Raw genomic sequence first — 12,174 nt, 5'->3', positions numbered from 1 at the left:
TGCCCCGGAGGACCGTCACCGCAGCCGAACAGCCCCGCGCAGCGGCACCGCCCGCCGCAGGCGCAATGGCGAGAAACCGGCACGGCGCCGCAGACGACAACGTGGGAAGCCAAGCCAAGCGCAGCGGATGGGTTATTCTGCTGGGTAAGAAGGATCCGGGCAGCGTTGCCCCCGGGTCCTTTTGTGCTTTCAGTCACGAGCCGCGTGGCTGCGAGGACCGTTCGAAGCAGTGCCGCAGACTCCCCCGGGTCAGAGCCGGGTGGTGCCCCCGTCGCAGGGACCGAGGAGGAACCAGACGTCATGGGCGAGCGAAGCAGGCAGGACCGCGCGCAGATCAGGGTGGAACGCTCCGGAAACCGGGCAGGTGGTCGGAGGTGAGTTCGCTCCTGCTGCTGACCAATGCCCTCCAGCCGTCGACGGAGGTGCTCCCGGCGCTCGGCCTGCTGCTGCACAGCGTGCGGGTGGCTCCCGCCGAGGGGCCGGCCCTCATCGACACCCCGGGGGCCGACGTCATACTGATCGACGGCCGTCGCGATCTTCCGCACGTACGGTCCCTGTGCCAGCTGCTGCGGTCCACCGGGCCGGGCTGCCCGCTGGTCCTGGTCGTCACCGAGGGCGGGCTGGCCGCCGTCACCGCCGACTGGGGCATCGACGACGTCATGCTGGACACCGCGGGCCCCGCCGAGGTGGAGGCGCGGCTGCGGCTGGCGATGGGCCGCCAGCAGATCACCGCCGACGACGGGCCCATGGAGATCCGCAACGGTGATCTCTCGGTGGACGAGGCGACCTACAGCGCCAAGCTGAAGGGCCGGGTACTGGACCTGACCTTCAAGGAGTTCGAGCTGCTGAAGTACCTGGCGCAGCACCCGGGCCGGGTCTTCACCCGCGCCCAGCTCCTTCAGGAGGTGTGGGGCTATGACTACTTCGGCGGCACCCGGACGGTGGACGTCCACGTGCGGCGGCTGCGCGCCAAGCTCGGCCCCGAGCACGAGTCGCTGATCGGCACGGTCCGTAACGTCGGCTACCGCTTCGTGACGCCGGAGAAGGTGGAGCGGGCGGCCGAGGCCAAGGCCAAGGCCAAGGAGGACGCCGCGAAAGCGGTGAAGTCCGGCGATGGTGGACAGTCGGCGCCGGGCCGCGGTGCCCAGGACGGTGCCGGTTCCGGGAACGCGGTCGCCGCGGCTTCGGAATCCGCGGCCGTACGGCCTGCCGCCCGGTAGGACCACCCGCGTAGACTGCCGCGCGTGGCCAAGGTGACGCGGGATGATGTGGCGAGATTGGCGGGGACATCCACCGCCGTTGTCAGTTACGTCATCAACAACGGACCACGGCCGGTCGCCCCGGCCACGCGCGAGCGGGTGCTCGCCGCCATCAAGGAGCTCGGCTACCGGCCGGACCGCGTCGCGCAGGCGATGGCGTCCCGCCGCACCGACCTCATAGGCCTGATCGTGCCGGACACCCGGCAGCCGTTCTTCGCGGAGATGGCGCACGCCGTGGAGCAGGCCGCCGCGGAGCGCGGAAAGATGGTCCTGGTCGGCAACGCCAACTACCTCGACGAGCGCGAGGTGCACTACCTGCGGGCGTTCCTCGGGATGCGGGTGGCCGGGTTGATCCTGATCAGCCAGGGGCCCAGCGAGCACGCCGCCGCCGAGATCGACGCGTGGGACGCGCGCGTGGTGCTGTTGCACCGGCGGCCGGACGCCATCGACGACGTCGCGGTGATGACCGACGACGTCTGGGGTGCGCAGCTGGCGACCCGGCACCTGCTGGAGCACGGCCATCCGTACGTCGCGTTCCTCGGCGGCACGGAGGAGACCCCGAAGTCCGGCGACCCGGTCACCGACCACGTCGAGGGCTGGCGGCGGGCCATGCTGGAGTCGGGGAACTCACCGGACGGCCGGTACTTCGAGGCCGACTACAACCGCTACGACGCCTACCAGGCGGCGCTGAAGCTGCTGTCCGGACCGGAGCGGCCGCCGGCCATCATGTGCGCGACCGACGACCAGGCGATCGGTGTCCTGCGGGCCGCCCGTGAGCTGCGGATCGACGTGCCGGGCGAGCTGGCGGTGGCCGGCTTCGACGACGTGAAGGAAGCCGCGCTGACCGATCCGCCGCTGACGACCGTCGCCTCGGACCGCCAGGCGATGGCGCGGGCGGCGGTGGACCTGGTGCTGGACGACGGGCTGCGGGTGGTCGGCTCCCGGCGGGAGCGGCTGCGGCAGTTCCCGTCCCGGCTGGTCGTCCGGCGGTCGTGCGGCTGCGACGGCGGCTGACGGGGACGGTCCTTATACCGGGCATACCCACTTCTGTCGGGTTCCTCAGGACGTTCTCAGACGGTTCTCATCCACCGGGCGCAGAGTCTTCACCATGACCGAGAGCTACCGCCGAAGCGGCGACGACATGCCACAGGACCGGCCGTACGCATACGGCGCCGAGCAGGGCACCGGCCACGGCAGCGGATACGGTGCCGGACCCGGCCAGCAGCCGGGGGCCGCACAGGGTTTCCCGCCGCCGCCCCCGTACGCACCGGGGCCGGACGGCGCCGCCGGCGCGCGGCGTCGGGCCCGCCGGCCCGTGGCACTGATCGCGGCGGTGGCGCTCGCCTCCGGCCTGATCGGTGGTGGCAGCGCGGCGTTGATCGCCCGCGCGACCCAGCAGGGCACGCAGAACAGCGTCTCCACCCCGCTCGTCAACGCCGGCAAGAACAGCGGCAGCGGGGTCGCGGGGGTGGCCAAGGCGGTCAGCCCGGCGATCGTGGAGATCAAGGCGCGGACCGGCAGCGGCGAGTCCACCGGCTCCGGCGTCGTGATCACCAGCAGCGGCGAGATCATCACCAACAACCACGTGGTGGCGGGGGCGACCACGGTGTCCGTCGCCTTCAGCGACGGCAGCCGGAAGACGGCCAAGGTCGTCGGCACCGACCCCGACAAGGACCTGGCGCTGATCAAGGTCCGTGGCGCCAAGGACCTGACCGCGGCCCGGCTCGGGGACTCCGACCAGATCGCGGTCGGCGACCAGGTGGTGGCGATCGGCTCGCCCGAGGGGCTCACCGGCTCGGTGACCAGCGGCATCGTCTCCGCCCTCAACCGGGACGTCACGGTCCCGAAGGAGGGCGGTCGGGGCCGGCAGAGCGGACCGGGCGACGGCGGCGGCTGGCCGTTCGAGTTCGGCGGCAACCAGTACAACGGCGACACCGGCGAGTCGAAGACCTCGTACAAGGCCATCCAGACCGACGCCTCGCTCAACCCGGGCAACTCCGGTGGCGCCCTGATCAATATGCAGGGGCAGATCATCGGCATCAACTCCGCCATGTACTCGCCGAGTTCGGCGTCGAGCAGCACCGCGGGCAGCGTCGGCCTGGGCTTCGCCATACCGATCAACACGGTCAAGGCCGACCTGGACTCGCTGCGCGGCGGCGGCAGCGGCGGCAGCAACGGCAACGTCTGAGTCCGTCCCACCCGTCACCCGCCGCAGACCGCCACCACCGTGCCACGCTGGGAGGGTCAGCCGTTCTTCCGTACCCGACCCGAGGTAGCCACGCACATGAGCCCCGCCGAGCACGGTGATCAGCCCGCCCGCATCCTGATCGTCGACGACGAGCCCGCGGTCCGCGAGGCGCTGCAACGCTCGCTCGCCTTCGAGGGGTACCGGACCGAGCAGGCGGTCGACGGTCTGGACGCGGTCGAGAAGGTCGCCTCGTACGACCTTGAGCTGATCGTGCTGGACGTCCTGATGCCCCGGATGGACGGGCTGACGGCCGCCCGGCGGCTGCGGGCGAGCGGGGTGACCGTGCCGATCCTGATGCTGACCGCCCGGGACACCGTCGGCGACCGCGTCAGCGGCCTGGACGCCGGCGCCGACGACTACCTCGTCAAGCCCTTCGAGCTGGACGAGCTGCTCGCCCGGATCCGCGCGCTGCTGCGCCGCAGCTCGTACGCGGCGGCGGCCGGCGCGCCGCCCGAGGAGGGCGAGACACTGGGCTTCGCCGATCTGCGGATGGACCTGTCGACCCGCGAGGTGACCCGCGGCGGCCGGCCGGTCGAGCTGACCCGCACCGAATTCACCCTGCTGGAGATGTTCCTCGCGCATCCGCGGCAGGTCCTCACCCGGGAGCAGATCCTGAAGGCCGTCTGGGGCTTCGACTTCGAGCCCACCTCCAACTCCCTTGACGTGTACGTGATGTACCTGCGCCGCAAGACGGAGGCGGGCGGCGAGCCGCGGCTGGTGCACACGGTGCGCGGGGTCGGCTACGTCCTGCGGGCGGACGGCGGGGCGGAATGAGCGCCGGCACGACGACGCGGAGCGGCGGGCGCCGGCCGAGCCCCCTGGACCGCTTCCGGCAGCTGCCGCTGCGCTCGCGGCTGGCGCTGCTCACCACGGTGGCGGTGGCCTTCGCGGTGGCCCTGTCGGCGGCCGCCTGCTGGCTGCTCACCCGGGACCGGCTGACCGAGCAGCTGGACGCGCAGCTCAGCAGCGTCGAGGTGAACCCCAGTTACGTCCAGGCGCTGAGCGCCTACTGCAACAACCCGGACGGGGTGCACTTCCAGCCCACGCCGTACACCATCCAGCTGGTGTCGTCGGGCGGCTACGTCTGCACCTCGCCTGACAAGTCGCCGATCCCCGCCCAGCGGGCGGACACGGCGGTGGCCGCGGGCCGGGTGGAGGGCACGGTGCACACCACCAAGGCCACCGACGGCGCGGCGATGCGGGTGTCGACCACGCCCTACCGGGGGCCGCTGACCGACGCCCAGGGCCACCGGCTGGCGATCTCCGTCGCGGTGCCGATGAGCCAGATCACCGAGCCGCTCGACCAGCTCGCCCTGGTGCTGCTGATCGTCGCCGGGGTCGGGGTGCTCGGCGCGGCGACCGCCGGACTGTGGGTGGCCCGCGCGGGGCTGAAGCCGGTCGACCGGCTGACCGACGCCGTCGAACACGTCGCCCGCACCCAGGACTTGACCATCCGCATCCCGGCGGACGGCGAGGACGAGATCGCCCGCCTCTCGCGCTCGTTCAACTCCATGACCGCGGCGCTGGCCGCCTCCCGCGACCTCCAGCAGCAGCTGATCGCGGACGCCGGCCACGAGCTGCGGACGCCGCTGACCTCGCTCCGCACGAACATCGATCTGCTGGTGCGCAGTGAGCAGTCCGGCCGCGCGATCCCGGCCGCCGACAAGGCGGCCCTGCTGGCCTCGGTCAAGGCGCAGATGGGGGAGCTGGCGGCGCTGATCGGCGATCTACAGGAGCTGTCCCGGCCACAGGGGCCCGGGCAGACCGTCGTCGAGGTGGTGGCGCTGCACGACATCGTCGGCACGGCGCTGGAGCGGGCCCGGCTGCGCGGCCCGTCGCTGACCGTCACCGCGGACGTCGAGCCCTGGTACGTCCGGGCCGAGCCGGCCGCGCTGGAGCGGGCGGTGGTCAATCTGTTGGACAACGCGGTGAAGTTCAGCCCGGCCGGCGGCAGCGTCGAGGTGCGGCTGTCCGACGGCGAGCTGACCGTCCGCGACCACGGCCCCGGCATCCCGCAGGACGAACTGCCACACGTCTTCGAGCGGTTCTGGCGCTCGCCGTCCGCCCGGAGCCTGCCGGGCAGCGGGCTGGGCCTGTCGATCGTGGCGCGGACGGTCGAGCAGGCGGGCGGCGCGGTGCGGCTGCGGTCCGCGGACCTCGGCGGCACCGAGGCGGTGGTGACCCTGCCGGGTGCGCCGGCGCCACCGCCGCAGCTGCCAAAGGAGCCGCCGTCCCGGCCGGACGACCGGGACGGCTGAGCGGCGGCGCCCCCGGCCGCCGCTACCGCTTCTGCTTCGCCGCGTCCCCGAACGGCAGGTTCGCGCCCGACAGCTCGGCCCGGATGCCGTCCCGTTCGACGGAGATATGGCGCAGCCGCACGTCACCGGGCGTCTTGGGCAGCTGGAAGGAGAGCGACAGCCGGTCGGCGAGCTGGGGCTTCGTCAGGCCGCTCAGGGTGCCGAGGATCTTCGGGTCGATGCCGACCTTCTGGAGCAGCCAGGGGTGGTCCGTCACCACGTCGACGACGTTGACCTTCATCAGCTCGTGGACGAAGCGCGGGGAGCCGGTCAGCTCGTGCAGCTTGTCGTCGCTGCGGAGGGCGTCGTCGATGTACGCCTTGGGGATGCCGATCCGCTGTGCGATCGCGGGGATGCTCAGCATCGCCTTGACCCGGTCGGCCTCCTGGCTGAGCTCGGCGGCGGCCTTGCGGGTCAGCCGCAGGCCCTGGTCCTTGCCGGTGCCGGGCCGGTAGACGGCGACGTCGCCGATGTCCAGGCGCATCCGGCTGATGTCGGTGGAGATCCCGCGGTCGCCGGCGCGCCGGATGCGGGCCTCGGCCCGTACCCGCAGTTCGTGGCCGGCGATCGGGAGTTGTCCGTCCGCCCGGACCGCGTTGGGGCCCAGTTCGCTGAACTTCACCTGGGACGCGCCCAGTTCGCGGTTCATGTCGTCGAAGGCGAGCAGCACGCTGCCCTGCATGCTGCCGATGGTGGCGCCCTTGATGGAGGTGGGCAGGTCGCCGTCGAGGCGTACGTCGTTCGCGGTCGCCTCGAACTTCGCCAGCGAGACCCGGTCGGCGGCCAGGTCGGGAATGGTCACCCGGACCTGGTCGACCCGCTTGTCCATCACCTGGGTGAGGAACGGGAATCCCTCGATGTCGACTTCCGGGGTGGCGTTCAGGTGCAGCGCCTCCTTCAGCTTCTCCGCGGCCTTGTTCTGCGCGTAGAGCACCGCGAACCGGTCGGAGAGGGTGAGGAGGGCGGTGCAGACGAGGGCCGCGACCAGCAGCTTCACGACGATCGGCACGGCGGCGAAACGGCTGATGCCGCGCTTCCTGCGGCGGTGGTTGGGCGGCGACCAGGCCTCGTCCGGCACGTCGTCGTCCGAGCGCAGCCCGAGGCCCAGCGGGTCGTCGCTGTCGTCGCGCTCGTTGAGGTAGGTGCGCCGCCGGGTGGCCCCGGGGACGTCGAAGGCGCCGTACTCCGGCTCGGGTTCGGGCTGCGGTTCGGGGTCGGCGAGGGCCGCCAGGTCGTCGTAGGGATTGACCGGGGTGAGCTTTCTGGTGTCGCCGGAGGGGTCGTGCCCGGGGTCCGCTGCGGGGGACGGGGAACGGAGTGGATCGCCGGGCACAGGTGAGGGTGAAGATATGCGTATGGGGGTTCGCATCCGCACATCCCACCACGAGACGGTCCCTCGAACGCAAGTTTCACCGTAAGTATGTCGGTTTCATGAGGCTTGTCCGGTCGGTCTTGGTGAAAAATTGCCGCACCTCCGGCGGCGGACTGAACTACCGTCACATCGCTTGCCGGCCCCGCCGATCGTGGCGCCGGAATGCCCACGGCCCCGTCGTCCGTTGACGGTTGTCGGTGGCGAAAAGCGCCGCCCGGTGCGACGCAGGGGCCGACCACCCACGAGCGGGAGCCGCTCGGCCGGCTCTCCTGCCCGCGTCCGTCGGGCCTCCTCCCGACACTTCCCGAAAGGTGACTCGCATGATCGTGGTAACCGGAGCGACCGGCAATATCGGCCGCAGCCTCGTCGGCCGGCTCCTCGCGGACGGTGTCGCGGTACGCGCGCTGACCCGCGATCCGGCGCGCGCCGCGCTGCCGGCCGAGGCCGAGGTGGTGCGCGCCGACCTCACCGGCGACGACGACCTGGCCCCGCTGCTGACCGGCGCCGACGCGCTCTTCCTCAACCTCGCGGCCGGCGGGCACGACGCCGCGGCCGTCCTGGTCGACGCCGCCGTCAAGGCCGGCGTCCCGCGCATCGTCCTCAACTCCTCGATAGCGGTGACCGATACGCCCGCGGACGAGACCAACATGATCGCCCGGATGCACGCCGGTCTGGAACGGGCGATCCGCGCATCCGGCCTGGAGTGGACCTTCGTCCGCGGCAGCAACTACGCCACCAACACGCTGGCGTGGGCCGCCTCGATCCGCGAGACCGGTGTGGTCCGCGACGCCCACCCGGGCGCCCAGGGCGTTCCCGTCCACGAGGCCGACCTCGCGGACGTCGCCGCTGCCGCCCTGCTGGACCGCACCGGTGCCCATGTGGGCCAGGCCTATGTCGTCACCGGCCCCGAGACGATGACCGTGGCCCAGCAGGTCGCCGAGATCGGCCGGGCGATCGGGCGCGAGACCCGCGTGGAGCAGATCTCCGAGGACGAGGCCGCCGAGGCGATGGCCGGACCGCACTTCCCGAAGGAGTCCGCGCTGGAGCTGGTCCGGATGTTCGGCGGCACCGTCGACGCCTCGCCGTTCCCGGTGTCGGACGCCGTCGAGCGGGTCACCGGCCACCCGGCCCGCACCTTCGCCCAGTGGGCCGGGGACCACGCGGCCGACTTCTCCTGACCGGGAAGTCGTACCCCGCACGCCAGGGGCCCGGCCCCCGACGAAGCGGCCCCGGTCACCCGCCTCTGGGGCGGGCGACCGGGGCCGGCTGGTCTCTCGTCGTGGCGGCCGGGTGCCGGGGCGGGGCGAACCGAACGCCCCGGTCGGCCCCGGCTACTTCACGATGGTGATCCGGTCCGCCTTCGGCGGGTCGAGGGGGCCGGTCGCCGAGGAGTGGGCGGTCAGGTAGGCGGTGAAGGCGTCCAGGTCGGAGGCGCCCACGTACTTGTTCGTGGCGCCCTTGAAGGCGGGGAAGCCGTCGCCGCCGCCGGCCAGGAACTCGTTCATGGCGACGCGGTAGGTCTTGGCCGGGTCGAGCGGGGCGCCGTTGAGCTTCACGGAGTCGGTGATGACGCGGGCGGCGCCGGTCTTGGTCATGTCGAGGGTGTAGGTGAGGCCGTCGGAGACCTGGAGGATCTTGGGGGAGGCCTCGTTGGGGCCGCTGACCTGCTGCTGGAGGGCGGTCAACAGCTGGGCGCCGGTGAGGTCGACGACGTTCATCATGTTGGTGAAGGGCTGGACGGTGAACGCCTCGCCGTAGGTGACGACGCCGTCGCCCTCCGAGCCGGAGGCCTTGAAGGCGAGGTCGGAGCGGATGCCGCCGGGGTTCATCAGGGCCAGCTGGGCGCCGCCCTTGTCGGGCGCCTTGGTGGCTTCGAGCTGGGCGTCGGCGATGACGTCGCCGAGCGGGGCCTCGGGGGCGTTCGCGCCGCGGCCGGCGATGTCGGCGGAGATGTGGCCGACGGTGCGGCCGGCGACCGGCGCGGCCAGCTTGTTCCAGCGGGCGATCAGGGACGTCATGTCCGCGGCCTTGGGCTGGGTGCGGTTCACGACGTGGTTGACCGCGCCGGGGGCCTTGACGCTGGTGCGGACGATGTCGTGGGTGCGGCGGTCGTAGGTGAGGGTGGTGTCGGTGTAGAGCTTGCCGTACGACGCGGCGGAGGTGACGGTGCGCGGGCGGCCGGACGGGTCCGGGATGGTGCAGGTGTAGGCCTGGTGGGTGTGGCCGGTGACCAGGGCGTCCACCTGGGGCGTCACATGCTTGGCGATCTCGGTGATCGGGCCGGAGATGCCGTCGCCGGGGCCGGGGCTGTCGCAGTCGTAGTTGTAGGACGTGGAGGCGGGCTGGCCGCCCTCGTGGATGAGGGCCACGATCGCCTTGACGCCCTGCTTGTTCAGCACCTTGGCGTACTTGTTGATCGTCTCGACCTCGTCGTGGAACTTCAGGCCCTTGACGCCGTCGGCGTTGACGATGTCGGGCGTGCCCTCCAGCGTCACCCCGATGAAGCCGATCTTGACGCCCTTGTGCTGCCAGACGGAGTACGGCTTGAGCAGCGGCTTCCCGGTCTTCTCGTCCGTGACGTTGGCGGTGAGGTAGGGGAAGTCGGCGCCCCGGAACTTCTTGCCGTCCTCGTAGCAGCCGTCCTTCGGGTGGCAGCCGCCCTTCTGGAGGCGGGTCAACTCCGCCCGGCCCTCGTCGAATTCGTGGTTGCCGACCGAGGTGACGTCCAGGCCCAGCTTGTTCATGGCCTCGATGGTCGGCTCGTCGTGGAAGAGCCCGGAGAGCAACGGGCTGGCGCCGACCAGGTCGCCGGCCGCCGCGGTGATGGAGTACGGGTGTCCCTTGCGGGCCGTGCGCAGGGACTGCGCCAGGTATTCGACGCCGCCGGCCGGGACGGTCTTCTTGGTGCCGTCCGGCTGGAGCTCCTCGACGGTGCCGGAGGAGCCCTGCGGCGGTTCGAGGTTGCCGTGGAAGTCGTTGAAGGAGAGGAGCTGGACGTCGACGGTGCGGCCGGAACGGTCCGGCCGGCCGGTCTCCGCGCCGGCCGGCAGGGCGGTGGCGGTGATGCCGACGGCGGCGGCCAGCGCGGCGGCCCCCATCGTCAATCTGCGTGCGGTGCGGCGCCGTTGCGGTGTCGCTGGCATGTGATCCCCTCCTGGATGTACCTGAGCGGAGGGCAGCTTATTGTTGACGCGCGTAGCACAACAGGGGGTGCCGGGTTACGGGCTGGTTGCCGGGGCGCGGCGGGAGCGCGGGTGGCGGCCGCCGCAGGACCCGGCGCAGACGTACGCTTCACACATGACTGACGCTGCACAGGACATGGGCCGGACCGGCCGCAGGATCCAGGTGGTCGACGAGCTCGCGCCGGAAGAGGCCGCGGCCGTCCTGGAGCTGATCGAGCGGGCCGCGCGGACGGACGGGCAGCCGGCGGTGTCCGAACAGGGGCGGCTCCAGCTGCGGGGCGGCCGGCGCGAGGGCGTCCGGCACGTGTCGGTGTACGCGGCCGGGGACGAGGGCGAGCAGCTCGTCGGCTACGGGCAGCTGGAGGACACCGACCCGGTGGAGGCGCCGGCCGCCGAGCTGGTGGTGCACCCCGGGTTCCGGGGCCGCGGGCACGGCCGGGCGCTGGGCGCCGAGCTGCTGGAGCAGTCCGGGCGCCGGCTGCGGGTCTGGGCGCACGGCGGACATCCGGCGGCCCGGCACCTCGCCCAGACGCTGGGGCTGACGATGTTCCGGGAGCTGCGGCAGATGCGGCGGTCGCTGGCGGACCTGGAGCTGGCCGAGCCGGTGTTCCCCGAGGGCGTGTCGGTGCGGACCTTCCAGCCGGGCGTCGACGACGCGGCCTGGCTGGAGGTCAACGCGGAGGCGTTCGCCCACCACCCCGAGCAGGGCTCACTGACCCTGCGCGACCTGGACGACCGCAAGGCCGAGGCGTGGTTCGACCCGAAGGGCTTCTTCCTGGCGGAGAAGGAGGGCCGGCTGGTCGGCTTCCACTGGACCAAGGTGCACGCCCAGGAGGGCCTGGGGGAGGTCTATGTACTCGGTGTGCGGCCGGGCGCCCAGGGCGGCGGCCTGGGCAAGGCGCTGACCTCCGTCGGGCTGCGGCACCTGGCCGGACAGGGGCTGCCGACCGCGATGCTTTATGTGGACGCGGACAACGCGGCGGCGGTGACCGTCTACGAGCGGCTGGGATTCGTGACGCACGAGACGGACCTGATGTACCGCTCGGAGACGTGAGGCGGGACCTCCTGAGGCGGGACCTCCTGAGTGGGGACCTCCCGGAGCGGTGAGACGGCGGGGCGGACCACGGCGGTCCGCCCCGCCGGCCGTTGCCGGTGCCCCGTCGCCTACTGCTGCTGGGCCCGCCACTCGCGCGCGAGCATCGCGTAGACGACCTCGTCGGTCCACTCGCCGTCGAGGAACTCGTTCTCCCGCAGATGGCCCTCGCGGCGCATCCCCAACCGTTCCAGGAGCCGGGCCGATGCGGTGTTGCGGCCGTCCAACTCGGCCTGGATGCGGTGGAGTCGCAGCTCCTCGAAGCCCAGCTTCAGCAGCGCCCGGCCGGCCTCGGTGGCGTAGCCGTGGCCGGCGTGGTCCGGGTGGAAGACGTAGCCGATGCCGCCCTGGCGGTGTTCGCGGCTGGTCCAGACGAAGGTGACGTCGCCGACCAGGGTCCCCGTCTCGCGGACGACGACGGCCAGCTGGAGCACGTCGCCGGACTCGCGCAGCGTGGTGCGGGTGGCCTTGGTGGCGACCGAGTCCCGGGACTGGGCCTCGTCGTAGGGGCCCCAGTAGAGGTACCGGCAGACCTCGGGCAGCCGTTGGTAGGCGTGGATCGCGGCGAAGTCGTCGGGGGTGACGGGGCGGAGGTCCAACCGTGCGGTGCGGAGCGGGTAGTCGGGGGTGAACGGCGACTGCGGTGCGGTGGGCGCGGAAGGTGAGGACACGTGGTCAGCGTACGCAGCGGAGTTGACAGGTGCAGCCCACTTCCCCCACGCT

10 protein-coding genes are annotated in these 12,174 nt (G+C 72.2%); 7 read left to right on the top strand and 3 right to left on the bottom strand.

The window, feature by feature from the left end; translation table 11 throughout:
• Positions 1-374: 374 nt before the first annotated feature.
• The 5 genes from AB0C96_RS10080 to AB0C96_RS10060 all read left to right on the top strand — a co-directional run bounded on the left by AB0C96_RS10080 (position 375) and on the right by AB0C96_RS10060 (position 5,765).
• The gene (locus AB0C96_RS10080; protein ID WP_362915588.1) at positions 375-1,220 is read left to right on the top strand and encodes a response regulator transcription factor; all 846 of its coding nucleotides are present in this window, start codon (positions 375-377) and stop codon (positions 1,218-1,220) included.
• A gap of 24 nt (positions 1,221-1,244) precedes the next feature.
• Positions 1,245-2,273, top strand: a complete 1,029-nt coding sequence (locus AB0C96_RS10075) for a LacI family DNA-binding transcriptional regulator (RefSeq protein WP_362915586.1) — start codon at positions 1,245-1,247, stop codon at positions 2,271-2,273.
• A gap of 94 nt (positions 2,274-2,367) precedes the next feature.
• Positions 2,368-3,447 (top strand): trypsin-like peptidase domain-containing protein, encoded by a 1,080-nt coding sequence (locus tag AB0C96_RS10070; protein WP_362915584.1) that lies wholly within the window; start codon positions 2,368-2,370, stop codon positions 3,445-3,447.
• 96 nt (positions 3,448-3,543) lie between these two features.
• On the top strand, positions 3,544-4,281 hold the full coding sequence (locus tag AB0C96_RS10065) for a response regulator transcription factor (RefSeq protein WP_362915583.1): 738 nt from the start codon (positions 3,544-3,546) through the stop codon (positions 4,279-4,281).
• Positions 4,278-5,765 carry a HAMP domain-containing sensor histidine kinase gene (locus tag AB0C96_RS10060; RefSeq protein ID WP_362915581.1) on the top strand — a complete coding sequence of 496 codons (1,488 nt, stop codon included), beginning with the start codon at positions 4,278-4,280 and terminating at the stop codon, positions 5,763-5,765. Before AB0C96_RS10065 ends, AB0C96_RS10060 begins: the two co-directional genes overlap by 4 nt.
• Before the next feature lie 22 nt (positions 5,766-5,787).
• Here AB0C96_RS10060 and AB0C96_RS10055 read toward each other — a convergent pair whose 3' ends face one another.
• On the bottom strand, positions 5,788-7,173 hold the full coding sequence (locus tag AB0C96_RS10055) for a DUF2993 domain-containing protein (protein ID WP_362915579.1): 1,386 nt from the start codon (positions 7,171-7,173) through the stop codon (positions 5,788-5,790).
• Positions 7,174-7,496: 323 nt separating this feature from the next.
• Between AB0C96_RS10055 and AB0C96_RS10050 the strand changes: the two genes are divergently transcribed.
• Positions 7,497-8,354: an NAD(P)H-binding protein gene (locus AB0C96_RS10050; RefSeq protein ID WP_362915577.1), complete on the top strand. Its 858-nt coding sequence runs from the start codon at positions 7,497-7,499 to the stop codon at positions 8,352-8,354.
• 153 nt (positions 8,355-8,507) lie between these two features.
• Here AB0C96_RS10050 and AB0C96_RS10045 read toward each other — a convergent pair whose 3' ends face one another.
• A complete protein-coding gene (locus tag AB0C96_RS10045; protein WP_362915575.1) occupies positions 8,508-10,319 on the bottom strand; it encodes a bifunctional metallophosphatase/5'-nucleotidase in 1,812 nt (603 codons plus the stop codon).
• Positions 10,320-10,473: 154 nt separating this feature from the next.
• On the opposite strand from AB0C96_RS10045, the gene mshD reads away from it, so the two are divergent.
• A complete protein-coding gene (mshD, locus tag AB0C96_RS10040; RefSeq protein ID WP_362915573.1) occupies positions 10,474-11,412 on the top strand; it encodes a mycothiol synthase in 939 nt (312 codons plus the stop codon).
• A 110-nt stretch (positions 11,413-11,522) separates the two neighbouring features.
• Here the strand turns inward: mshD and AB0C96_RS10035 are convergent, their stop codons facing one another.
• Positions 11,523-12,122 carry a GNAT family protein gene (locus AB0C96_RS10035; RefSeq protein WP_362915571.1) on the bottom strand — a complete coding sequence of 200 codons (600 nt, stop codon included), beginning with the start codon at positions 12,120-12,122 and terminating at the stop codon, positions 11,523-11,525.
• Positions 12,123-12,174 lie beyond the last annotated feature (52 nt).

Source organism: Streptomyces sp. NPDC048506 (genome assembly GCF_040651315.1).
Taxonomy (GTDB): domain Bacteria; phylum Actinomycetota; class Actinomycetes; order Streptomycetales; family Streptomycetaceae; genus Streptomyces.
The sequence above is the reverse complement of the archived record's forward strand: the minus strand, read 5'-3'. Positions and strand labels throughout refer to the sequence as shown.